Source organism: Priestia sp. LL-8, assembly GCF_036227845.1.
Lineage (GTDB): Bacteria > Bacillota > Bacilli > Bacillales > Bacillaceae_H > Priestia > Priestia zanthoxyli.
Genome location: NZ_JAZAQH010000001.1, coordinates 3,906,692 through 3,930,605, shown reverse-complemented (window position 1 = coordinate 3,930,605; position 23,914 = coordinate 3,906,692). Strand labels below are relative to the sequence as shown.

Below are 23,914 nucleotides of genomic sequence, written 5' to 3'. Positions count from 1 at the left end.
AAATCATATTCTTTTCTCCGCCTTTTTTCATTGATAGAAAGAATATGAAAAGAAATGAGGAAGCGCGCGGCAAGTTACTTGAAAATGTTTCCTTGAATTCGATATAGTGGTTATAAGACTAAAATTAGCGTTAAAGATTCAAAATAGAAGTATTGTCTAGTTAATACATCAAAATTTAAAAGGAGGTTTATATATGAAATTATTGACTGAACAAAAACATGAACTAGAAGGATTGACTGTTCATACCATTCAAACAGCTAAGTACAAAACAAACACGTTCATTTTAAAACTAAATGCCCCTTTAGATAAAAAAACGGTGACAATGCGTGCCCTTTTACCTTATGTGCTTCAAAGTGCTACCGAGTCGCTGCCGTCTACGACAAAGCTTCGTACATATTTAGATGAGCTTTATGGTGCTACTTTACAAGTAGACTTAACAAAAAAAGGTGATAACCACGATATTACGATTCGCATTGATATAGCGAATGAAAAATATTTGAAAGATTCAACTCCGCTTTTGCAAAAAGCGTTAGCGCTTCTTGGCGATATTTTATTAAAGCCAGCAGTTGAAGGGGACTCTTTTTTAAAGGATATTATGACAAAAGAAAAGCGTTCGCTTCGTCAGCGAATTCAAGCCGTATTTGATGACAAAATGCGCTATGCTAATTTAAGACTAGTCGAAGAAATGTGTAAGGAAGAACCTTACTCTTTACATGTAAACGGTCAAATTGACGACGTGGAAGAAATTACAGGTGAAAGTTTGTACGCCTATTATCAGCAGGTGTTAAAAGAAGATGCCATTCACCTTTATGCTATTGGAGATTTGCAAGTCGAAGAGGTTTTACAAACAGTAAAAGAAACATTTACTTTACCAAAGCGCGAGCAAAAAGACATTGAAGATTCTATTACGTCTAAAGATATCTCAAAAGTAAATGAAGTAGTGGAAAAACAAGAAGTAAAACAAGGGAAATTAAATATTGGCTACCGCACAAATGTTGTATACGGAGATAGACAGTATTTTGCTCTGCAAGTATTTAACGGTATATTCGGAGGTTTCTCACATTCTAAGCTATTTATCAATGTGCGTGAAAAAGCCAGCTTAGCCTATTATGCCGCTTCAAGGGTAGAAAGTCATAAGGGGTTACTAATGGTCATGTCGGGTATTGATGCTAAAAATTACGACCAAGCCGTTACCATTATTAAAGAACAAATGCAGGAGATGAAGCAAGGGTCGTTTACAGACGGGGAAATCGCTCAAACAAAAGCAGTCATTCACAATCAGCTCCTTGAAACGGTGGATACTCCACGAGGACTAGTAGAGGTTATGTATCATAATGAATTAACAGGCAAAGACATTTCAATTGACGAATACTTAAAGCGTATTGATGCGGTATCTAAGCAGGAAATTATTAAAGTGGCTGAGAAAATTGAAATGGATACAATTTATTTCTTAACAGGAACGGGCGGTGAAGAAAATGGAGAAAATTGAATTTTCGCAGCTTCAAGAACAGCTGTATCATGAAAAAATGGATAACGGGCTGCAGGTATATATTTTGCCAAAGCCGGAGTTTAACAAAACGTTCGCTACCTTTACAACGAACTACGGATCGATTGACAATCAATTCGTACCACTAAATGAAAAGGAAATGACAAAAGTTCCGGACGGAATCGCACATTTTTTAGAGCATAAATTATTTGAAAAAGAAGACGGGGATGTCTTTCAGCAGTTTAGTAAACAAGGTGCTTCGGCCAATGCATTTACTTCTTTTACCCGCACAGCTTACTTATTCAGCTGTACGTCAAATTTTGAAGAAAACCTTGAAACATTAGTGGATTTTGTACAAGAGCCGTACTTCTCAGAAAAAACGGTAGAAAAAGAAAAAGGCATTATTGGTCAAGAAATTACAATGTATGACGACAATCCGGACTGGCGCTTGTATTTTGGTACCATTCAAAATATGTACAAAAACCATCCTGTGAAGATTGACATTGCCGGCACAATCGAATCGATTTCACATATTAATAAAGATTTGCTGTATACATGCTATGAAACGTTCTATCACCCGAGCAACATGCTGTTATTTATTGTAGGTCCTGTTGATGCTGAAAAAGTAATGAAGCAAGTTCGAGATAATCAGCAGAAAAAAGATTATAAAGAAATCTCTGATATACAGCGTCATTTTGACGAAGAGCCTGAAACGGTGGATCAAGAAAAGCAAGTGTTAAAAATGCCGGTGCAGTCTTCGAAATGTATGGTAGGATTAAAAGCAAAAAATCCGCAGCGTTCAGGTGGAGAAATGCTTAAATACGAGTTAGCAATGAATATTATTTTAGATTACGCGTTTGGAAAAAGCTCTTCGTATTATGAGGAGTTATATGCAGACGGGCTCATTGATGAAACATTTGCTTATGATTATACGGAGGAAAGAGGATTTGGTTTTGCTCTTATCGGAGGAGATACGGACCAACCGGAACAGCTGTATGATCGAGTTAAACAAATTTTACTTGAAATGAAAACAAAATCACTAACAGAAGAGGAACTTGAGCGTATTCGTAAAAAGAAAATCGGCGGATTTTTACGTTCATTAAACTCACCTGAGTTTATCGCTAATCAGTTTACACGCTATGCGTTTAATGATATGAATTTATTTGATATTGTTGAAACGCTGGAAAAACTGAAGGTGAACGAAATAAAAGATGTGCTAAACGAGATTATTGATGAAAAGAACTTTACGGTTTGTGAAGTAGTACCTAAATAAAGATGATTGTTGCCAAAAAAGCTGATATTCATCAGCTTTTTTGCATGTAAAGGAGAGAAGGTTATGGAGAAATTTGCCCTTGTGACAGGTGCAAGCGGAGGAATCGGCACAGCGATTGCTAAAAAATTGGCTGAGGATGGATATTCGCTTATCTTGCATTACCATCAGCGAAGAGACAAAATAGAGGCGCTTGCACATGAGCTGGCTGAAAAGGTAAAAACCGTGTTTACGGTACAAGCGGATTTATCATGTAAAGAGGGAGTGGAGAAGTTTTTAAAGGAAATTATTGTTCCGGTAGAAGTTATTATTCATAACAGTGGACGAAGCGTTAGCGGGTTAATGACAGATACTCCGGCAAATGAAACCGAAGAAATGATCTATCTTCACATCACGGCTCCCTTTGTTATTACAAAAGCTTTATTGCCTAAAATGATTAGTGCTAAAAGCGGACAAATCCTCATGATTTCTTCTATTTGGGGACTTACAGGAGCTTCGTTTGAAGTCCTTTATTCAATGGTAAAAGGTGCACAAAATACGTTTGTAAAAGCTTTGGCAAAAGAGGTTGCATTAAGTGGAATTCGAGTCAATGGAGTTGCGCCCGGAGCGATTGAAACGGATATGATGGCCAGTTATTCAAAAGAAGAGGTCAAAGAGCTGGCTGAAGAGATCCCTTTAGGAAGAATAGGATATCCAAAAGAAGTGGCAGATGCCGTTTCATATTTAATATCTTCACGAGCTTCCTACATAACGGGACAAATATTATCGGTTAATGGCGGTTGGTACATATAAAGTGTGCATAAAATCAAAAACAAGGTACAAACTATGATATGAATAAACCTTAAGGAGGGCTACTCATGTCAGTATTAGAAAATTGGGATAGCTGGAAAGATTTTTTAGGCGACCGTTTACATCATGCGCAAAACGAAGGAATGCAAGAAGAAGTTATTCATGATCTTGCTTATCAAATTGGTGGATATTTAGCAAACCAAGTTGATGCAAAAAATGATCAAGAGCGAATTTTAGCAGACCTTTGGAGCGTTGCTTCTAAAGAAGAGCAGCATGCGATTGCGAGCAGCATGGTGAAATTAGTTCAAAATAACGGATCAGTAAAATAAGTTATCGTTTCTAAAAAGGAGCTAATTCACCGCGTGTGAGAGCTCCTTTTTTCTTAGAAATAAATAGTACAAATAAATAAGCGCTTACATACATAACAAATGTAGAACTACTTGTCTTTAGGGTTTATAATATAATGGAAATCATTTATAGTTAAACTAGGTGAAAAAAAGGGGGCACCTCTCGAAGGCCAGCCAAGAAATGGGAGGGGTTTGATGGAGAAAATTGAGTGGTATTTAGAATATCAAATACAAAAAAATCGTCCGGGTCTTTTAGGTGATATTTCATCGCTTCTTGGAATGTTGTCAATTAATATTGTCACAATTAATGGAGTGGATGATATTCGCCGTGGATTATTGCTGCGCTGTGATTCACATGAGCAAATAGACAGGCTTGAATCTATTTTGAAAACAATGGATAATATCATTGTGACAAAAATGAGACCGCCTAAATTGCGTGATAAGTTAGCAGTGCGTCACGGTCGCTATATTCAGCGGGACGCAGATGATAAAAAGACGTTCCGTTTCGTAAGAGATGAATTAGGTTTGCTCGTAGATTTTATGGCGGAACTGTTTAAACAAGACGGTCATAAGCTTATCGGCATTCGGGGTATGCCGCGAGTAGGCAAAACCGAATCCATTGTAGCAGCTAGCGTATGTGCCAACAAAAGGTGGCTTTTTGTGTCTTCTACACTCTTAAAACAAACGATTCGCAGTCAGCTTATTGCTGACGAATACAACGCTGATAATATTTTTATTATTGACGGGATTGTATCGACAAAACGAGCGAATGAAAAGCACTGGCAGCTTGTTCGAGAAGTAATGAATGTACCCGCGACAAAAATTGTGGAGCATCCGGATGTATTTGTACAAAATACCGAGTATTCGTTAGATGATTTTGCCTACATTATTGAAATAAGAAACGACCCCAATGAGAAAATTACATATGAAATAATGGAAGGTCCTCAAATGTTTCAAGACGGTGGATTATCGATGTTTGATTTTTAGCATAATTGGTAGGTGTTAGCATTGACAGAGTTAGGACAAAGGTTAAGACAAGAACGAGAAAGCAAAGGATTGTCGTTAGAGGATTTACAAAAACTAACGAAAATTCAAAAACGCTATTTACTTGGCATTGAAGAAGGCAATTATGAGGTTATGCCGGGGAAATTTTACGTACGAGCGTTTATTAAGCAATACTGCGAAGCAATTGGGTTGGACACAGATGCTATTTTTGAAGAATACAAATCAGACATTCCTTCAACTCAAACAGAAGACATGCCGCAGCAGCTTTCGCGCGTTCGCAGCCGCAAAGAAATTCCTCAGCATACAAAAGGAGTTACAAAAGCATATGACTACCTTCCAACTGTGCTAGTGGTGGCGGGAGTTGTAGTTGTTGGGATTATTATTTGGGTAATCGCTCAAAATATCGTTTCGGATAAAAACAAGGAGCAGGCTAACCAAGAAGCTCCAAACAGCGAAGTTCAGCAGTCTAACACGCAGGAAGAAACGAATGAAACTACTGCAAAAAATGACAATAGCAAGTCAGAAGATGAACAAAGTGCTGCTGATAAGAAAGAACAAGAAAAAGAAAAAGCTGAAAAAGAAAAAGCCGCAAAAGAAAAAGCTGAAAAAGAAAAAGCTGAAAAAGAAAAGAAAGACAGCGGTAAACAAGAATACAAGGAAGTTCAAAAAACAGGCAGAAGTGCTACGTATGCTCTTTCCGGTACAGATGCATTTAATCTAGAAGTAACATCCACTCAAGCAGATACTTGGTTAGATGTGAAAAATGGAAAAGGAAATGCCTTCTTTAGCTCTATTCTAAAAAAAGGTGAAACAAAAGAATTTGATTTGACGAAAGAAACTGAAGCTCGTGTCAACATCGGTTATTCACCTGGAGTAGAGTTAAAAATAAATGGAAAAGCGGTTGACTTGCCGTTTGATTCATCCAAGCAAGTTCGACAAGTTGTAACGATTCAGCATCAGCCGGCAGAAGCACAGTAAACACCCTGTTTTAAAAAGTGATCAGGGTGTAAATAAAGATAATATGTGAATTAATCATTCATTCACGCTATAATAAAACCAAAGCCGTGCAAACAACTTCGTTTGCACGCTTTCAGTTTGTAACAGTAATTGGAGGCAGAAGAAGTGAATTTACCAAACAAGATTACCATTTCGCGGATTTTTCTAATTCCCGTATTCCTCATTTTTATGATGGTGCCGCTACCATTTGGCACAGTGGAGGCGGCAGGAAAAGAGATTCCGATCGCTCACCTATTAGGGGCAGCATTATTTATTATTGCATCTACAACAGACTGGATAGACGGATACTATGCTCGAAAGTACGATTTAGTCACGAACTTGGGCAAATTTTTAGATCCACTAGCAGACAAGCTGTTGGTTTCAGCTGCGCTTGTAGCTATTGTTGACTTAGATTTAATTGCAGGTGCAGGATGGGCTGCTATTATCATTATTAGCCGTGAATTTGCTATCACTGGTTTAAGACTTGTACTAGCAGGGGAAGGGGAAGTTGTAGCAGCAAATATGTTAGGGAAAATTAAAACATGGACTCAAATTTTAGCTATTTCAGCTATTCTGCTGTATAACTTGCCTTTTGAATGGGTTTCCATTCCATTTGCTAGCGTAATGCTTTGGATCTCAGTAATTTTTACGGTTATTTCAGGCTGGGACTACTTTGCTAAAAACAAACAGGCTTTTGTTAACTCAAAATAAGTAAGATGGAGATGATATGATGAACGCTGAAATTATTGGAGTCGGCTCTGAGCTGCTGCTTGGACAAATTGCCAATACAAACGCTCAGTATTTATCGAAAAAATTAGCCGAACTTGGAATTAATGTTTACTATCATACGGTAGTAGGAGATAATGCACAGCGCTTAAAAGAAGTGATTGCTACAGCTCAGACGCGTGCGGAGTTAATTATTTTCACAGGCGGGCTTGGTCCTACAAAAGATGATTTAACAAAAGAAACAATTGCGAGTGTGCTAGGAGTAGAGCTGACAACAAATGCAGAAGCACTTGAAAGCATTGAAGCCTATTTCAAACAGTCAAATCGTGTCATGACACCTAACAATAAAAAACAGGCAATTGTGCTAGAAGGTTCAGCAGTGCTCCCTAACGATTACGGAATGGCTCCAGGTATGGGGCTTACGGTAGATGGAAAACACTATATGCTATTTCCCGGGCCACCAAAAGAGCTTTATCCAATGTATGAATCGTACGGTCAAGAATTTTTAGCTCAAAAGCTTGAATTAAAAGAAAGTATTGAATCACGCGTTCTTCGCTTTTTCGGAATAGGAGAATCACAGCTTGAGACGGAAATTGAAGATTTGCTTGATGCGCAAACCAACCCGACGATTGCGCCGCTAGCGGGAGATGGAGAAGTGACGCTTCGCTTAACTGCTAAGCACACTGATACTGCTGAAGCACAGCGCATGTTAGACGAAGTGGAAAAAACCATTTCAGAGCGCGTAGGCGAGTATTTGTATGGATACGAAGCAACTTCTTTACATAATGAATTGGTAAAAGAATTAACGGCACAAGGATTAACGATTGCTTCAGCTGAGAGTTTAACCGGCGGTTTATTTAGCGAACGCTTAACAACTGTTTCAGGTGCTGGAGAAGTTGTAAAAGGCAGCCTGGTCGCCTATCATTATGAAATCAAGCAAAGTATTCTCGGAGTGAGCGAACACACGCTGAATCAGTACGGAGCCGTTAGCGAGCAGTGCGCGGCTGAAATGGCTCAGCGTATTCAACAGTTATGCAAAACGGATATTGGCATCGGGTTTACAGGTGTAGCTGGACCCTCCAAACAAGAAGGACATCCTGTAGGAACAGTATATATAGGAGTAGCCTATAAAGGTCAAGCTCCTCAAGTTTACAGCCTGCAGCTATCTGGAAGTCGCCAGGGGATTCGTTCACGAACAGTTAATTATGGCTGTCATTACGTATTAAAGATGATAAAAAAATAAAGAAAAAAAGGCTGTTTAGTTTTTCCAAAACAGCCTTTTTTTTATAAAATAATAAACGAACATTTATTCGCTTTTTGCTTGTCAAACGACTCAAAAACTAGTATAGTAAGTTATAGAAAGTTGTTAATTCGACATTGCTACTACATCGTAGTAAGTTTGCAGTTTATAGATGATTTCAAAGAGATAGAGGAGGAAATTGAGTGAACGATCGTCAAGCAGCCCTTGATATGGCTTTAAAACAAATTGAAAAGCAATTTGGTAAAGGTTCAATTATGAAATTAGGTGAACAAACGGAAAAAAGAATTTCTACAATTCCAAGTGGTTCATTAGCGTTAGATATAGCTTTAGGTGTAGGTGGATATCCACGTGGACGTGTAGTTGAAGTATATGGTCCAGAAAGCTCAGGTAAAACAACAGTTGCTCTTCATGCGATTGCAGAAGTTCAACAGCAGGGGGGACAAGCTGCATTTATCGATGCGGAGCACGCGTTAGATCCTGTATATGCTCAAAAATTAGGTGTGAATATTGATGAGCTATTATTATCTCAGCCTGATACGGGAGAACAAGCTTTAGAAATTGCTGAAGCCTTAGTTCGAAGCGGCGCAGTAGATATTATCGTTGTCGACTCAGTAGCAGCGTTAGTGCCAAAAGCGGAAATTGAAGGAGAAATGGGAGACTCTCACGTGGGTCTACAAGCTCGTTTAATGTCTCAAGCATTGCGTAAACTATCTGGAGCTATCAACAAGTCTAAAACAATCGCTATCTTTATTAACCAAATTCGTGAAAAAGTCGGCGTCATGTTTGGTAACCCTGAAACAACTCCTGGTGGACGTGCGCTTAAATTCTATTCTTCAGTGCGTCTAGAAGTGCGTCGTGCAGAGCAGTTAAAGCAAGGAAACGATATTGTTGGTAACAAAACAAGAATTAAAGTTGTCAAAAACAAAGTAGCTCCGCCTTTCCGTGCTGCTGAAGTAGATATTATGTACGGAGAAGGTATTTCAAAAGAGGGTGAAATTTTGGATATCGCTTCTGAACTAGATATTGTTCAAAAAAGTGGATCATGGTATTCGTATAATGATGAGCGTCTAGGTCAAGGCCGTGAAAATGCAAAACAATTCTTAAAAGAAAATACTGATATTCGTCAGGAAATTGCGGGACAAGTGCGTGAACATCATGGTTTAGACCAAGATGGAGAGCCAGCTCCTGAGGATGACGATCAAGGCGATTTAAATATTTAACTTGCTGCGAGATAAAAAAAGACTCCTCTATTTCAAAGAAGGGGTCTTTTTTTTGTAAAAATTGTTAATGCTAGAAAAGTAACATACGAAATTTCAATATATACTGTAGAGGCAGGCTTGACAATAAAAATGCACAGATTTACAATTAAGATGTATATTTTCCCTTTTTAAAACATTTTAGCGTTTAAAAGCCTTTGTGTGTATATTGAAAGGTGAATACGATGTACATGCCGACATGAAATTTAAAACTTACAAGTTTATAGCAAGGGGAGGTGAAATGATGGATACTAATACAATCATCTTCGCTTTGCTTGGCCTAATCGTCGGTGCAGTTGTTGGCTTTTTTGTTTGTAAATCGATTGCTGAAGCTAAAATTGCGGGAGCAAAGTCTAGTGCAGAACAAATTATTGATGAAGGAACCCGCGAGGCGGAAGCTTTGAAAAAAGAAGCTTTACTAGAAGCGAAGGATGAAATCCATCAGCTTCGTACAGAGGCAGAACAAGATATTCGTGATCGTCGAGCAGAACTTCAAAAACAAGAAAATCGATTAATGCAAAAAGAGGAAAATCTTGATCGTAAAGACGAATCACTTGATAAACGTGAAGCGTTACTTGAAAAGAAAGATGATTCTCTTACTGTTAAACAACAGCATATTGAAGAGATGGAAAGCAAAGTTGAAGAAGTAGTACGTGCACAGCAAACAGAGCTAGAGCGCATTTCAAGCTTAACAAGAGAAGATGCAAGAGCGATTATTTTAGATCGTGTTGAAAATGAACTTTCCCACGACATTGCAATAATGGTAAAAGAAACAGAAAACCGTGCAAAAGAAGATGCCGATAAAAAGGCGAAAGAAATTCTTTCACTTGCTATTCAGCGTTGCGCAGCAGATCATGTTGCTGAAACGACTGTCTCAGTTGTTAACTTGCCAAATGACGAAATGAAAGGCCGAATTATCGGTCGAGAAGGTCGAAACATCCGTACGCTTGAAACTTTGACAGGAATTGATCTTATTATTGATGATACGCCAGAAGCAGTTATTTTATCAGGATTTGACCCAATTCGTCGTGAGACAGCAAGAATTGCACTTGATAAACTCGTTCAAGATGGTCGTATCCATCCCGCACGTATTGAAGAAATGGTTGAAAAATCTCGCCGTGAAGTGGACGAATATATTCGTGAAGTTGGTGAACAAACGACGTTTGAAGTCGGTGTTCACGGGTTGCACCCAGACTTGATGAAAATTCTTGGTCGCTTAAAATTCAGAACAAGCTATGGTCAAAATGTGCTGAAACATTCAATGGAAGTAGCTCATTTATCAGGACTTATGGCTGCTGAATTAGGTGAAGATGAAACGTTAGCCAAACGAGCAGGATTGTTACATGATATTGGTAAAGCAATTGATCATGAGGTAGAAGGAAGTCACGTAGAAATCGGTGTTGAATTAGCTACCAAGTATAAAGAACATCCGGTTGTTATTAACGCGATTGCTTCTCACCATGGAGATACAGAACCAACATCAATCATTGCTGTACTAGTTGCAGCAGCGGATGCATTATCTGCTGCAAGACCAGGTGCTCGCAGTGAGACGTTAGAAAACTACATTCGTCGTCTTGAAAAGTTAGAAGAAATTTCAGAGTCTTATGAAGGCGTTGAAAAATCATTTGCGATTCAAGCAGGGCGTGAAGTTCGTATTATGGTGAAACCAGATACGATTGGTGATCTAGAAGCGCATCGACTTGCTCGAGATATCCGAAAACGAATTGAAGATGAGCTGGATTATCCTGGCCACATCAAAGTAACCGTTATTCGTGAAACAAGAGCAGTAGAGTATGCAAAATAAAAATGAAGTGGCGTTTCGCCACTTTATTTTTTTTCGTAGAGATGAAGTTGCAGATTAAGAATGAAGTATAGGAGCTTTTACATGAGAATTTTATTTATTGGAGACGTAGTTGGTTCTCCGGGCCGTGAAATGGTTGAAGAATATTTACCAAGATTAAAAAGAAAATATTCTCCGGGACTTACAATTGTGAATGGAGAAAATGCTGCTTCAGGAAAAGGCATTACCGAAAAGATTTATCGTCAGTTCTTACAAGCAGGGGCTAACATTATTACCCTTGGTAACCACGCGTGGGACAAACGTGAAATTTTTGATTTTATTGACGATGCAAAAAATCTTGTTCGTCCAGCTAATTTTCCTGAAGGTACACCGGGCAAGGGAATTACGTATTTTACGTACAATCAGCTTGAGGTAGCCGTGATTAATTTACAAGGGCGCACGTTTATGGCTCCGCTTGATTGTCCATTTCAAAAAGCAGATGAACTGATTGAAGAAGCACGTCAGCGCACTCCGCTTATTTTTATTGATTTTCATGCTGAAACAACAAGTGAAAAGCAAGCGATTAGCTGGTATGTGGACGGTCGTGTCAGCGCTGTTGTCGGCACTCATACGCACGTTCAAACAGCTGACAATCGTATATTGCCAAAAGGAACAGCCTACATCTCTGACGTAGGAATGACGGGACCTTATGACGGTATTTTAGGAATGGAGCGCGAAGCTGTTATTAAGCGTTTTTTAACGTCTCTTCCTGTTCGATTTGAAGTGCCAAAAGAAGGAAGAACGCAGCTTAGTGGAATCATTATTGATATTGATCAAAAGACGGGGAAAGCAACAAAAACAGAGCGAATTTTAATCAACGAAGACCATCCGTTTTTTGAATAAAGGGAAAAAGTCAATGTGTCGAAAGACGATACGTTGGCTTTTTTATTTTGTCAAAAACGTAAAAAGAAAAAAGAAAGGTGTAGAAATATAAGTTTTTGAATATTTAGGAAAAACAAGCAGGAATACGTTTGACATATCGTGAATATAGTAACATTGAAATCAATTAAGTCATTGGTCTAATGATCTCTCATCATACATTGTAAAGAATAAGGAGGAGCTAGATATGGAAATATTAAAAGTTTCAGCAAAGTCTAATCCAAATTCAGTTGCTGGTGCCTTAGCAGGCGTGCTGCGCGAACGCGGCGCAGCAGAAATTCAAGCCATTGGGGCCGGGGCGCTTAATCAAGCAGTAAAAGCTGTAGCAATCGCAAGAGGGTTCGTTGCACCAAGTGGGGTTGATTTAATCTGCATCCCAGCTTTTACAGATATTCAAATTGATGGAGAAGAGCGAACAGCCATTAAATTAATTGTAGAGCCGCGATAATTATAAAAACCACGGACCTGTAAAGCATAGAAGCCAAACAGGTCCTTTTTGTATAGAGCTAAAGGGGTGTGGGTTGTGATATTTGATGCTCATTGTGATGTATTGATGAAGCTCTGGTTAAATAAACGTTTATCTTTTACATATGATTTAGCGCTGCATGTGACGTTAGAAGGAATAAAAAAAGCAAAAGGGAAAGTTCAGCTATTCGCTATTTATATTCCAGAAGCGGTTCCGGCAGCTCAGCGCTTTGATGTTGCGTTAGAAATGATCCAGCTGTTTCAGAGTCATATTTTATCGCTTCCCGGTGTGAAATGGGTTCGTTCAAAGCACGATATAGATAGCTTAAAAAAAGGGGAAATAGGAGCAATGCTGACGCTTGAAGGGTGCGATGCCATTGATACCAGTTTAGTTCGTTTAAAGACACTTTTTTCACTGGGTGTACGTTCAGTAGGTTTGACATGGAATTACAGCAATGCTGTGTGTGACGGTATTTTAGAACCTCGAGGCGCGGGGTTATCTTCTTTTGGAAGAGAAGTTGTTGAATTGAATAATGAACATAAAGTGTGGACGGATGTCTCTCATTTATCGGTAAGAGGTTTTTGGGATGTGATTGAGCTAGCGCAATATGTAGTGGCTACTCATTCCAATTCACACGTATTGTGTTCTCATCCCCGGAATTTAAGAGACGATCAAATTCATGCTTTAATAAAGCGAAACGGCGTGATTGGCATTACGTTTGTCCCTGAATTTTTAACGAGCTCTGCCAAAGCGCAAATAGCGGATGTGATCCGTCACCTTGATTACATGTGTGAAAGAGGAGGCGAATACTCCGTTGGTTTTGGCTCTGACTTTGACGGCATTGACAAAACGGTTCATCGTCTCGGAAGATATGAACAGTATACGAATTTAATCGAAGAACTCCTTAAGCATTACACTGAGGAGCAGGTAAAACGTTTTCTGTTTCAAAACTTTGCTGATCGTGTATGCAGCTAATAAAAAAAGAGCTTTTTCTTCTTGGAAAAGCTCTTTTTTTATGGAAGATATTTATATACTAATGCCTCATTTGAAGACAGAAAAGATCATTAAAAAACTTCATCTTATTCATTAAATATAAATATAATTAAAACGATTGAGAATTCAATGGAAAGGGTTGCATTTTTCTGGCAATCGGAATAAAATTGAAAACGGATTATGGAGCTGCTCAAGCAGAAACGTATCCTGTACAGCGACAAGGTGCTGTGGGAGTTTTGCGAATGATTTTGGTTCGTGAAATGCAGAAGCAAATGAAATCGTTTGCTAATTTACTTTTTTCAGTTTTTATCAATAAAATAGATTTCTATATTAAGAGCAATTAAAGGAGTGGCGTTGATTTATGGTACAGCAACTTTCATGGAAAGTTGGCGGACAGCAGGGTGAGGGAATCGAAAGTACGGGAGAAATCTTTTCAACCGCTTTAAATCGATTAGGTTATTACTTATACGGCTATCGTCATTTTTCTTCTCGTATCAAAGGTGGACATACAAATAATAAGATCCGAGTGAGTACAACTCAGGTTCGATCTGTGTCAGATGATTTGGATATTTTAGTTGCGTTCGATCAGGAAACAATCGATGTAAACGTCCATGAGCTGCGCGTAGGAGGCGTTGTAATTGCAGATGCGAAATTCAACCCAAGTCTGCCCGAAACATGTACAACTGCTACGCTATATGCTGTTCCGTTTACGGAAATTGCAACGGAATTAGGAACGTCGCTAATGAAGAACATGGTTGCTGTGGGCGCTTCAAGTGCTGTGCTTCATATTGACACAGAAGTATTTGAAGAAGTAGTGCTTGAAATCTTCGGCAAAAAAGGCCAAAAAGTTGTACAAAAAAACATGGAGGCTATTAAAAAAGGTGCAGATTACATTCGTGAACAGCTAGGCGAACAATTAGAAACAATGAAACTAGATCCAGCGGATGGTAAAAAACGTATGTTTATGATTGGAAACGATGCAATTGCGTTAGGTGCTTTAGCCGGTGGCGCTCGTTTTATGCCAGCATATCCAATTACTCCTGCTTCAGAAATTATGGAATACTTAATTAAAAAGCTTCCTCAATTTGGTGGAACCGTTATTCAAACAGAAGATGAAATCGCAGCATGTACGATGGCTATCGGAGCTAACTATGCAGGCGTACGTGCGCTGACTGCATCAGCTGGACCTGGTCTATCCTTAATGATGGAGTCGATTGGATTAGCGGGCATCACTGAGCAGCCTGTTGTTATTATAGATACGCAGCGCGGCGGTCCAAGTACAGGGCTTCCAACTAAGCAAGAACAGTCCGATTTAATGGCCATGATTTACGGTACGCACGGTGAAATTCCAAAGATCGTCATGGCGCCAAGTACGGTTGAAGAAGCATTCTACGATACGATTGAAGCGTTTAACTTAGCAGAAGAATATCAGTGTCCAGTTATTATGCTAACGGATTTACAGCTTTCACTTGGGAAGCAATCAGTAGAGCCGCTTGACTATAACCGCGTTGAAATCCGCCGCGGTAAGCTTCAGCAAGGAGAACTAGAAGAGCTAGAAGAAAAACAATACTACAAGCGCTACCGCGTAACAGAAGACGGCGTATCACCACGCGTCATTCCAGGAATGAAGCATGGTATTCATCACGTAACGGGAGTAGAACATGATGAGACAGGAAAGCCATCTGAATCTCCAGTGAACCGCGATGATCAAATGAATAAGCGTCTTCGTAAAACAAAAGGAATTCGTTTTAATACGCCAATTCATGTCCATTCCCATGAAAAAGAGTCTGATATTTTATTTGTTGGATTTAATTCGACGCGAGGAGTCATTGAAGAGGCAATGGAACGTTTGGAACAGGATGGTATAAAAGTCAACCATGCTCACATTCGTTTGATTCATCCTTTCCCAGCTGACGAACTGCTTCCTTACGTGCAAGGAGCTAAAAAAGTAGTCGTCGTTGAAAACAATGCTACTGGACAGCTTGCTAATATTTTAAAAATGAATATTGCAAGTCATGATAAAATTCAAAGCGTATTGAAGTATGATGGAAATCCATTTCTTCCGCAAGAAGTATACGCAAAAAGTAAGGAGATGTTTGTGTTAAATGGCAACGTTTAAAGATTTTCGTAACAGTGTAAAACCTAACTGGTGTCCGGGGTGTGGAGATTTCTCCGTACAAGCAGCCATTCAACGCGCATCTGCTAACGTAGGTTTAGAACCTCATGAGCTTGCTGTTATTTCAGGTATTGGATGTTCTGGACGTATCTCTGGTTATATTAATTCATATGGTTTTCACGGTATTCACGGACGTGCGCTTCCAATCGCTCAAGGTGTAAAAATGGCTAATCGTGACTTAACCGTTATCGCATCTGGTGGTGATGGAGATGGGTTTGCTATCGGTATGGGACACACGGTACATGCGATTCGCCGAAACATCGATGTAACGTATATCGTAATGGATAACCAAATCTATGGTTTAACAAAAGGACAAACATCTCCTCGCAGTGAAGTAGGATTCAAGACAAAAAGTACGCCTGAAGGATCAATCGAGTCGTCTTTATCTGTTATGGAGCTTGCGTTAACTTCTGGGGCAACGTTTGTGGCTCAAAGCTTTTCAACGAATTTAAAAGAGTTAACAAGCTTAATTGAACAAGGTATCCAGCATAAAGGTTTTTCTTTAATTAACGTATTTAGCCCGTGCGTAACGTATAACAAAGTGAACACGTATGATTGGTTTAAAGAAAACCTAACTAGTCTTAGCACAATTGAAGGTTATGATGCAAACAATCGTATGCAAGCTATGCAGACGTTAATGGAGCATAACGGTTTAGTAACAGGGCTTATTTATCAAAATGCGCATCAGCCGTCGTATCAGCAGCTTGTTCACGGTTATAGTGAAGAGCCGCTGTCAAAAGCGGACTTAGGCATGACTGAGGAAAAATTTGATGAGCTAGTAGCTGAATTTATGTAAAAGAGGCTGCAACAAAAGCAGTTTCGTAGAGGGGAAATCCGAACGATGAATTGCGATTCTTAATGGAGAATCCAACTCGTTCGGATTTTTTCATAGTGATAGCGAACGTAGGTTTCATGTACGCAGCTGCTTCTACCTGTTGAGTGGAGAGTAAGGTGGGGGCTCATCGGCCGCTTGCGGAAAGCGAAGTCTTGCACGGAAATCAACAGAGGTGGAATAAGCGATTTACATGAACTCTGTTATCTCATTTGTTCGTCTCTAAAATAGATTAATTTAGTTATATATCAATCTCTTTTTGTAATTTAATAAATGTTTCGAAAGTCGAACGAATTTTTAACGAAACAGGTATAGAAAACAGGTATATGATTGTGTTCGCTACTTGAAAGTTATATACTATGTTAATGTGATGAGTTTTATGCATAAGCATAAGGCTGTCACATTTTTTTGCGATTTACAGGTGCAACGTGACAATTGTCATGGCGAAAGGAGATTTTTTTATGAACGAAAAACAACGTTTAGAAAGCAACCAAGTTAATCCAGCGGACAAAAAATCCGAAAAGGATTACAGCAAATATTTTCAAACAGTATACATGCCGCCTTCTTTAAAAGATGCGAAAAAACGAGGAAAAGAAGAAGTTTCCTATCACAATGATTTTGCAATCGATGAACAGTTTCATGGGATGGGACAGGGACGTAAGTTTTATATTCGTACGTACGGCTGTCAAATGAATGAGCACGATACAGAAGTAATGGCTGGTATTTTTCTAGGCCTTGGCTACGAGCCAACTGACTCTGTTGAAGATGCTCATGTTATTTTATTGAATACGTGTGCGATCCGTGAAAATGCGGAAAATAAAGTGTTTGGTGAATTAGGACACTTGAAGGCCTTAAAGCGAGAGCGCCCTGAATTATTAATCGGCGTCTGCGGATGTATGTCTCAAGAAGAGTCAGTTGTAAATAAAATTTTACAAAAACATCAGCACGTGGATATGATTTTTGGTACACATAACATTCACCGTTTGCCTCACATTTTAAACGAAGCATACTTAGCAAAAGAAATGGTGATTGAAGTATGGTCTAAGGAAGGGGATGTTATTGAAAACCTTCCAAGAGCACGTAAAGGCAGCGTTAAAGCATGGGTTAACATCATGTACGGCTGTGACAAGTTCTGTACGTACTGTATCGTCCCATATACGCGAGGGAAAGAACGAAGCCGTCGTCCAGAAGACATTATCCAAGAAGTCCGTCATTTAGCTGCTCAAGGCTATAAAGAAATTACGCTTTTAGGCCAAAACGTTAATGCATACGGAAAAGATTTTGAAGACATGACGTACGGCTTAGGGGATTTAATGGATGAAATCCGCAAAATTGACGTTGCGCGTATTCGTTTTACAACAAGTCACCCTCGTGACTTTGATGACCGTTTAATTGAAGTTCTTGCTAAAGGCGGAAATCTTGTCGACCACATTCACTTACCTGTTCAATCAGGAAGCAGCGACATCTTAAAAATTATGGCACGAAAATATTCTCGTGAACATTATTTAGAGCTTGTTCGTAAAATTAAAGAAGCTATTCCAACAGCATCATTAACAACTGATATTATTGTTGGTTTCCCAAATGAAACGGATGAGCAGTTTGAAGAAACGATGTCATTATATCGTGAGGTTGAATTTGATAGTGCGTACACGTTTATTTACTCACCTCGTGAAGGTACTCCGGCTGCTAAGATGCAAGACAATGTACCAATGGAAGTGAAAAAAGAGCGTCTTCAGCGCTTAAATGCTCTTGTAAATGAAATTTCTGCAAAGAAATTGAAGGAATATGAAGGTAAAGTTGTCGAAGTATTAGTAGAAGGTGAAAGTAAAAATAACCCTGAAGTACTAGCAGGCTATACTGAAAAAAGTAAGCTTGTAAACTTCAAAGCACCTAAGTCAGTGATTGGTCAACTTGTAAAAGTAAAAGTTACAAAAGCCAAAACATGGACATTAAATGGGGAAATGGTAGAAGAAACAGCAGAGGTGAAGTAATATGGCGCAGTATAATAAGAGTGACGTAATTGAACGTGCTCAAGAGCTGGCAAAAATGATTGCTGAAACGGAAGAAGTAGATTTCTTCAAGCGTGCCGAAGCTCAGCTTAACGAAAACCAAAAAGTGCGTGAAACCATTGCAAGCATTAAAAGCTTGCAAAAACAAGCTGTCAATTTCCAACACTACGGTAAAGCAGAAGCGTTAAAACAAGTCGAGGCGAAAATCGATCGCTTGCAGCAAGAGCTCGATGAACTGCCGATTATTCAGCAGTTTCAAGAGTCTCAAATGAACGTGAATGATTTGCTTCAACTTGTTGCTAACACTATTTCAACCACAGTAACCGATGAGATTATTGTGTCAACAGATGGTGATTTACTGCGCGGTGAAACGGGTTCACAGGTGCGAAACAGCCCTGGGTCTAGCTGCTCATAAAGAAAAAATGCCTCAGCAATTTGCTGAGGCATTTTTTTGTGCATCACGCGGCATGAAAATTGGGCAGATTTTCTCTCTAATAATTGTCACGTTTTTCTATATCCTTGCATACAATGGAACATAGGTTTTTTATGCCTTAAACCTAGTTTCTTAAAAATAATGTGCAAACAAGTGAATGAGCCTGCATAGGATGAAATGAAGATAGTTTGAGGAGGGTATGCTCACATGTCACAACACTATAGAGAAATTATTACAAAAGCAGTCGTAGGTAAAGGTCGCAAGTTTACACAATCGTCTCATACGCTTGCACCGAAAAATCGACCAACAAGCATCTTGGGGTGCTGGGTGATTAACCATGAGTACAAAGCAAAAAAAAGCGGCAGCAATGTAGAAGTTGACGGCAGATATGATATTAACATCTGGTATTCGTACAATAATAATACAAAAACCGAAGTTTGGACGGAAACCGTATCATACAAAGATAATATTAAGCTGCGCTATAAAGATGAAGATTCGATTGGAGACGATTATGAAGTAATTGTTCGAGTGCTGCAACAGCCAAATTGCTTAGAGTGCACAATTTCACCAAATGGTAATAAAACAATTGTTCAAGTAGAGAGAGAATTATTGGCAGAAGTGATTGGCGAAACTAAGGTTTGCGTTGCGGTGAACCCGAAAGGCTGCGATGATGAAGACGAGTTTGATTTAGACGTAGATGACGACGAATTTGAAGATTTAGATCCTGATTTTATATTAGGAGACGATGAGTAACTAGGAAGAAGTTCTTCCTAGTTTTTTTATTTTTACTATTTTAAGAAAATTCTATAAAAACAAAAAAATATATTGCTTTTTGTCGAATGGGCAGTGTATAGTAAATCTAAAGAAAATAATGCATTAATTTTCAGAAAATTTAGTTATATCAGATAAGTATTTTTTGGGGGTTTACTATGAGCTTATTTCGTAAAAAATCAATTCAAACGTTAATTAGTGAAACCAACTCTAAAGGTGTTAAATTAAAAAAGGATTTAGGTGCTTTTGATTTAACGATGTTAGGAATTGGAGCCATTATCGGAACGGGGATTTTTGTATTAACAGGCGTAGCAGCAGCTGAACATGCCGGTCCAGCTTTAGTTATTTCCTTTATTATGTCAGGACTTGCGTGTGTGTTTGCAGCTCTTTGTTATGCAGAGTTTGCTTCAACAGTCCCCGTTTCAGGAAGTGCATACACTTACAGTTATGCAACATTCGGTGAATTAATCGCTTGGATTTTAGGGTGGGACCTGATCTTGGAATACGGTCTTGCTTCATCAGCTGTAGCCAGCGGATGGTCGGGTTATTTTCAAGGATTGTTAGCAGGATTTGGCATACATTTTCCAAAAGCTTTAACAAGTGCATACAATCCTGCAAACGGCACATATATTGATGTTCCAGCAATTATGATTGTTTTCTTAATCACATTACTTTTAACGCAAGGTGTAAAAAAATCTTCACGTTTTAATGCTATCATGGTTATTATAAAACTGGCTGTCGTGCTTCTATTTATCGTAGTAGGAGTCAGCTATGTTAAACCAGAAAACTGGACGCCGTTTATGCCGTTTGGTTTCTCAGGAGTAGCAACAGGAGCAGCAACTGTATTCTTCGCCTATATTGGGTTTGATGCTGTAGCAACAGCGGCCGAGGAAGTACGCAAGCCTCAGCGAGATATGCCGATCGGAATCATTGCATCTCTTGCGATTTGTACAGTCCTTTATATCGTCGTATCGCTTATCTTAACAGGGATCGTACCTTATACAGAATTAAATGTCAAAAACCCTGTAGCATTTGCTTTAAGCTACATTAACCAAGACTGGGTAGCAGGATTCATTTCATTAGGAGCAATTGTTGGTATTACAACGGTGTTACTCGTTATGATGTATGGACAAACTCGTTTATTCTATGCAATCAGTCGAGATGGTCTATTGCCAAAGCCTTTTTCAAAAATCAGTGAGAAAAAACAAACGCCGGTAGTAAATACGTGGATTACATGTTTACTAGTATCTATCTTCTCTGGTTTAGTACCATTAGGAAGATTGGCAGAGTTAACAAACATCGGTACTCTTTTTGCTTTCATGACCGTATCAATTGGAATTTTATATTTACGTAAATCAAAACAGACTTCAGAATCGACTGGTTTCCGCGTACCGTTTGTGCCGGTGATTCCAATTTTAGCTTTTGTGTTCTGTTTATACTTAGCACTTCAGCTTCCAAAGTTAACATGGATTAGTTTCGCAATTTGGCTTGTACTAGGGCTAGCGGTTTACTTCTTATACGGACGTAAGCACAGTCATTTAAACAGCAGTAAATAATGAAAAGCTTCGGACAAGCTTCTTCCTTTGTCCGAAGCTTTTTTATTTATGTGATGAAAAGAAATTGAAGATTGTTCTATTTGAATAAATTAAGTTTAAGAAAGACTTATGTTATAATACGTGTAGCAAAAACGCACAACTAGATGTGGTATGGAGGAATAGTATGGCAGCGTATACGCCAATGATACAGCAATATTTGAGAATTAAGGCAGAGTATCAAGATGCCTTTTTATTTTTTAGATTAGGTGATTTTTATGAAATGTTCTTTGAAGATGCTACGACAGCTTCTCAAGAACTTGAAATAACATTAACAAGTCGAGACGGAGGAGGACAAGAGAGAATTCCGATGTGCGGGGTTCCGTATCACTCTGCTCCTACGTATATCGAGCGTTTAATTGAAAAGGGATTTAAAGTAGCTATTTGTGAGCAAGTAGAAGACCCTAAGCATGCAAAAGGGGTTGTAAAGCGAGAAGTGGTGCAGGTGATTTCACCCGGAACACTGATGAACGAACGCGGACTGCATGAAAAGGAAAATAACTATATTTGTTCTGTTACTGCGTTCGAGGATCAAACGTTTGGTCTTGCTCTTTCTGATTTGTCTACGGGAGAAAACAGCGTAACGCTTGTTAGTTCGTTTCACGATATCGTCTCAGAGATTTATGCAAAAGAAGCAAAAGAAGTCGTTGTAAGCTCTGAGTTTCCTGCTGACTTATTACAAACACTAAAAGAGCGCATGACGATTACAATTTCTTATGAGAATAGTACAGAGCAAGTAGAAGGGCTAGATTATTTAGTAGAGTCGCTTCAGCAGCAAAAGCTTATTACAACGTTTGCGCGTATTCTTCAGTATTTAACTCGCACGCAGAAGCGTTCGCTTGAACATTTACAGCCCGTGCAGTTTTATCAAATCAATGAATATATGAAAATTGATTTGTTCTCTAAGCGAAACTTAGAGTTAACCGAAACAATTCGTTCAAAAGGAAAGAAAGGCTCGCTTCTATGGTTATTAGATCAGACCGTTACGGCAATGGGCGGCCGTTTATTAAAAAATTGGATTGACCGTCCACTTTTAAAACAAGCGGATATTGATAATCGTTTGAATATGGTAGATGTCTTAATGAAACAGTTTTTTGAACGAGAAGAACTGCGTGAGTTGTTAAAAGACGTATATGATTTAGAACGCTTAGCTGGTCGAGTAGCTTTTGGTAATGTAAATGCTCGTGATTTAATTCAATTAAAAAAATCATTGCAAAATGTGCCTCATATTCAAGAGGTTGTGAATCGTTTGAATCATCCTTATGCCACAAAGCTTGTTGAAGACATTGATCCTTGTGAGCGATTAGCTAATCTTCTTGAAAGAGGATTAAAAGAGCACCCTCCTTTGTCAATTAAAGAAGGAGACATTATTAATGACGGCTATCATGAACAGCTTGATCAATACCGAGATGCAAGCCGAAACGGAAAAACGTGGATTGCGTCACTTGAACAGCAAGAGCGTGAGAAAACTGGGATTCGCTCACTGAAAATTGGTTATAATCGCGTGTTCGGCTATTATATAGAAGTAACACGGGCAAATCTGCATCTTTTGCCTGAAGGAATGTATGAACGAAAACAGACGTTAACCAATGCAGAGCGTTTTATTACGCCTGAGCTGAAAGAAAAAGAAGCGCTGATTTTAGAAGCGGAAGAGAAAATTGTAGAGCTGGAATATGAATTGTTTTTACAAATTCGTGAAGAAGTAAAAGCATATATTCCAAGGCTGCAAGAACTCGCTAAAAAAGTAAGTGAGCTTGACGTACTGCAGTGCTTTGCAAAAATCAGTGAAGAACGTCATTACACGAAGCCTATTTTTTCAAGTGAAGATATTTCGATTCAAAATGGACGCCATCCAGTGGTAGAAAAAGTAATGAATTCGCAGGAATATGTGCCAAACGACTGTCAAATGACGGATGATAGTTCAATTTTACTGATTACAGGACCCAATATGTCTGGTAAAAGTACGTACATGCGTCAGGTCGCTTTAACGGCGATATTAGCTCAAATTGGCTGTTTTGTGCCAGCAGACGAAGCGGTTCTGCCGATTTTTGATCAAGTGTTTACACGTATCGGAGCAGCCGATGACTTAATTTCAGGTCAAAGTACGTTTATGGTCGAGATGCTAGAAACGAAAAATGCAGTGACAAATGCCACTCAGTCGAGTCTAATTCTGTTAGATGAAATTGGACGCGGCACGTCTACGTATGACGGAATGGCTCTTGCTCAAGCAATTATTGAATACGTTCATGAACATATTGGCTGTAAGACACTATTTTCTACTCATTATCATGAATTAACCGTACTCGATGAGTCGCTTCCTGCGCTTAAAAATGTTCATGTAAGCGCGGTTGAAAAAAATGGGAAAGTCGTCTTTTTACACAAAATCAAAGATGGTGCCGCAGATAAAAGTTATGGTATTCACGTAGCGGAACTAGCGGAACTTCCAGATCCGCTTCTAGAGCGAGCTCGCGTCATCTTACACGATTTAGAACAATCTTCTGAGCGTGAACCTGTACATCAGGCTCCAAAAAGAGAAGAGATGACACAACAAGTTCCACAAGAAGGTGCTTCTTTGGTTCAAGAAGAACGTGCAGATAATAAAAAAGCAGATGAAGCCAATCAGCTTTCGTTCTTTGAAATAGAAGAGAAAAAAGAAAAGCCTGCGCTTTCGAAACGGGAAAAAGCAATTATAGATCGTTTAAAAGAGCTGGATATTTTAGAAATGACGCCTTTAGACGCAATGAATGCGATGTATGAACTGCAAAAATCATTAAAGAAGAAATAGAT

21 protein-coding genes are annotated in these 23,914 nt (G+C 38.9%); all 21 read left to right on the top strand.

All coding sequences use genetic code 11. The features are described 5' to 3' along the window. Positions 1-193: 193 nt before the first annotated feature. Positions 194-1,489 carry an EF-P 5-aminopentanol modification-associated protein YfmF gene (gene yfmF / locus U9R83_RS20565; protein ID WP_115654816.1) on the top strand — a complete coding sequence of 432 codons (1,296 nt, stop codon included), beginning with the start codon at positions 194-196 and terminating at the stop codon, positions 1,487-1,489. Next, complete coding sequence (yfmH, locus tag U9R83_RS20560; RefSeq protein ID WP_014458484.1) at positions 1,476-2,759, top strand: EF-P 5-aminopentanol modification-associated protein YfmH; 1,284 nt, start codon at positions 1,476-1,478, stop codon at positions 2,757-2,759. Before yfmF ends, yfmH begins: the two co-directional genes overlap by 14 nt. A 63-nt stretch (positions 2,760-2,822) precedes the next feature. Then, positions 2,823-3,548 carry an elongation factor P 5-aminopentanone reductase gene (ymfI, locus tag U9R83_RS20555; RefSeq protein WP_014458485.1) on the top strand — a complete coding sequence of 242 codons (726 nt, stop codon included), beginning with the start codon at positions 2,823-2,825 and terminating at the stop codon, positions 3,546-3,548. Positions 3,549-3,613: 65 nt separating this feature from the next. Then, positions 3,614-3,874 (top strand): DUF3243 domain-containing protein, encoded by a 261-nt coding sequence (locus tag U9R83_RS20550; RefSeq protein ID WP_013058809.1) that lies wholly within the window; start codon positions 3,614-3,616, stop codon positions 3,872-3,874. A gap of 213 nt (positions 3,875-4,087) precedes the next feature. Further along, complete coding sequence (locus U9R83_RS20545; protein WP_013058808.1) at positions 4,088-4,879, top strand: DUF3388 domain-containing protein; 792 nt, start codon at positions 4,088-4,090, stop codon at positions 4,877-4,879. A gap of 12 nt (positions 4,880-4,891) precedes the next feature. Further along, the gene (locus U9R83_RS20540; protein ID WP_226554946.1) at positions 4,892-5,875 is read left to right on the top strand and encodes a helix-turn-helix domain-containing protein; all 984 of its coding nucleotides are present in this window, start codon (positions 4,892-4,894) and stop codon (positions 5,873-5,875) included. 144 nt (positions 5,876-6,019) lie between these two features. Next, complete coding sequence (gene pgsA, locus U9R83_RS20535; protein WP_013058806.1) at positions 6,020-6,604, top strand: CDP-diacylglycerol--glycerol-3-phosphate 3-phosphatidyltransferase; 585 nt, start codon at positions 6,020-6,022, stop codon at positions 6,602-6,604. A gap of 16 nt (positions 6,605-6,620) precedes the next feature. After that, positions 6,621-7,862, top strand: coding sequence for a competence/damage-inducible protein A (locus U9R83_RS20530; RefSeq protein ID WP_014458489.1), 1,242 nt, complete (start codon positions 6,621-6,623; stop codon positions 7,860-7,862). 200 nt (positions 7,863-8,062) lie between these two features. Beyond that, the gene (gene recA, locus U9R83_RS20525; protein WP_013058804.1) at positions 8,063-9,100 is read left to right on the top strand and encodes a recombinase RecA; all 1,038 of its coding nucleotides are present in this window, start codon (positions 8,063-8,065) and stop codon (positions 9,098-9,100) included. Between the two features lie 280 nt (positions 9,101-9,380). Beyond that, complete coding sequence (gene rny / locus U9R83_RS20520; RefSeq protein WP_013058803.1) at positions 9,381-10,940, top strand: ribonuclease Y; 1,560 nt, start codon at positions 9,381-9,383, stop codon at positions 10,938-10,940. An 81-nt stretch (positions 10,941-11,021) separates the two neighbouring features. Continuing rightward, the gene (locus U9R83_RS20515) at positions 11,022-11,819 is read left to right on the top strand and encodes a TIGR00282 family metallophosphoesterase (protein ID WP_042991933.1); all 798 of its coding nucleotides are present in this window, start codon (positions 11,022-11,024) and stop codon (positions 11,817-11,819) included. A gap of 223 nt (positions 11,820-12,042) precedes the next feature. Beyond that, positions 12,043-12,303, top strand: coding sequence for a stage V sporulation protein SpoVS (gene spoVS, locus U9R83_RS20510; protein WP_003181955.1), 261 nt, complete (start codon positions 12,043-12,045; stop codon positions 12,301-12,303). Between the two features lie 75 nt (positions 12,304-12,378). After that, a complete protein-coding gene (locus U9R83_RS20505) occupies positions 12,379-13,296 on the top strand; it encodes a dipeptidase (RefSeq protein WP_042991934.1) in 918 nt (305 codons plus the stop codon). 185 nt (positions 13,297-13,481) lie between these two features. Continuing rightward, positions 13,482-13,658 (top strand): hypothetical protein, encoded by a 177-nt coding sequence (locus tag U9R83_RS20500; protein ID WP_014458494.1) that lies wholly within the window; start codon positions 13,482-13,484, stop codon positions 13,656-13,658. 17 nt (positions 13,659-13,675) lie between these two features. Continuing rightward, on the top strand, positions 13,676-15,433 hold the full coding sequence (locus U9R83_RS20495; protein ID WP_013058800.1) for a 2-oxoacid:acceptor oxidoreductase subunit alpha: 1,758 nt from the start codon (positions 13,676-13,678) through the stop codon (positions 15,431-15,433). Then, entirely contained in the window at positions 15,420-16,286 is an 867-nt protein-coding gene (locus U9R83_RS20490; protein ID WP_013058799.1) for a 2-oxoacid:ferredoxin oxidoreductase subunit beta, read from the top strand. The genes U9R83_RS20495 and U9R83_RS20490 overlap by 14 nt, the downstream gene beginning before the upstream one ends. Before the next feature lie 497 nt (positions 16,287-16,783). Beyond that, a complete protein-coding gene (gene miaB, locus U9R83_RS20485; RefSeq protein WP_025601388.1) occupies positions 16,784-18,313 on the top strand; it encodes a tRNA (N6-isopentenyl adenosine(37)-C2)-methylthiotransferase MiaB in 1,530 nt (509 codons plus the stop codon). Position 18,314: 1 nt separating this feature from the next. Then, entirely contained in the window at positions 18,315-18,746 is a 432-nt protein-coding gene (locus U9R83_RS20480; protein ID WP_014458495.1) for a RicAFT regulatory complex protein RicA family protein, read from the top strand. 225 nt (positions 18,747-18,971) lie between these two features. Next, positions 18,972-19,517 carry an outer spore coat protein CotE gene (locus tag U9R83_RS20475; RefSeq protein WP_013058796.1) on the top strand — a complete coding sequence of 182 codons (546 nt, stop codon included), beginning with the start codon at positions 18,972-18,974 and terminating at the stop codon, positions 19,515-19,517. Between the two features lie 176 nt (positions 19,518-19,693). Beyond that, positions 19,694-21,091 (top strand): amino acid permease, encoded by a 1,398-nt coding sequence (locus tag U9R83_RS20470; protein WP_014458496.1) that lies wholly within the window; start codon positions 19,694-19,696, stop codon positions 21,089-21,091. Between the two features lie 163 nt (positions 21,092-21,254). Next, positions 21,255-23,912, top strand: coding sequence for a DNA mismatch repair protein MutS (gene mutS, locus U9R83_RS20465; protein WP_115654813.1), 2,658 nt, complete (start codon positions 21,255-21,257; stop codon positions 23,910-23,912). Positions 23,913-23,914: the final 2 nt, after the last annotated feature.

Bases quoted from the DNA above. Each gene is read 5' to 3' on its own strand.
- U9R83_RS20490 (WP_013058799.1), top strand. From the start codon at position 15,420: ATGGCAACGTTTAAAGATTTTCGTAACAGTGTAAAACCTAACTGGTGT.
- U9R83_RS20475 (WP_013058796.1), top strand. From the start codon at position 18,972: ATGTCACAACACTATAGAGAAATTATTACAAAAGCAGTCGTAGGTAAA.
- ymfI (WP_014458485.1), top strand. From the start codon at position 2,823: ATGGAGAAATTTGCCCTTGTGACAGGTGCAAGCGGAGGAATCGGCACA.
- U9R83_RS20480 (WP_014458495.1), top strand. From the start codon at position 18,315: ATGGCGCAGTATAATAAGAGTGACGTAATTGAACGTGCTCAAGAGCTG.
- U9R83_RS20515 (WP_042991933.1), top strand. From the start codon at position 11,022: ATGAGAATTTTATTTATTGGAGACGTAGTTGGTTCTCCGGGCCGTGAA.
- rny (WP_013058803.1), top strand. From the start codon at position 9,381: ATGGATACTAATACAATCATCTTCGCTTTGCTTGGCCTAATCGTCGGT.
- U9R83_RS20545 (WP_013058808.1), top strand. From the start codon at position 4,088: ATGGAGAAAATTGAGTGGTATTTAGAATATCAAATACAAAAAAATCGT.
- yfmF (WP_115654816.1), top strand. From the start codon at position 194: ATGAAATTATTGACTGAACAAAAACATGAACTAGAAGGATTGACTGTT.
- spoVS (WP_003181955.1), top strand. From the start codon at position 12,043: ATGGAAATATTAAAAGTTTCAGCAAAGTCTAATCCAAATTCAGTTGCT.
- yfmH (WP_014458484.1), top strand. From the start codon at position 1,476: ATGGAGAAAATTGAATTTTCGCAGCTTCAAGAACAGCTGTATCATGAA.
- miaB (WP_025601388.1), top strand. From the start codon at position 16,784: ATGAACGAAAAACAACGTTTAGAAAGCAACCAAGTTAATCCAGCGGAC.
- U9R83_RS20470 (WP_014458496.1), top strand. From the start codon at position 19,694: ATGAGCTTATTTCGTAAAAAATCAATTCAAACGTTAATTAGTGAAACC.
- U9R83_RS20495 (WP_013058800.1), top strand. From the start codon at position 13,676: ATGGTACAGCAACTTTCATGGAAAGTTGGCGGACAGCAGGGTGAGGGA.
- U9R83_RS20550 (WP_013058809.1), top strand. From the start codon at position 3,614: ATGTCAGTATTAGAAAATTGGGATAGCTGGAAAGATTTTTTAGGCGAC.
- mutS (WP_115654813.1), top strand. From the start codon at position 21,255: ATGGCAGCGTATACGCCAATGATACAGCAATATTTGAGAATTAAGGCA.
- U9R83_RS20530 (WP_014458489.1), top strand. From the start codon at position 6,621: ATGATGAACGCTGAAATTATTGGAGTCGGCTCTGAGCTGCTGCTTGGA.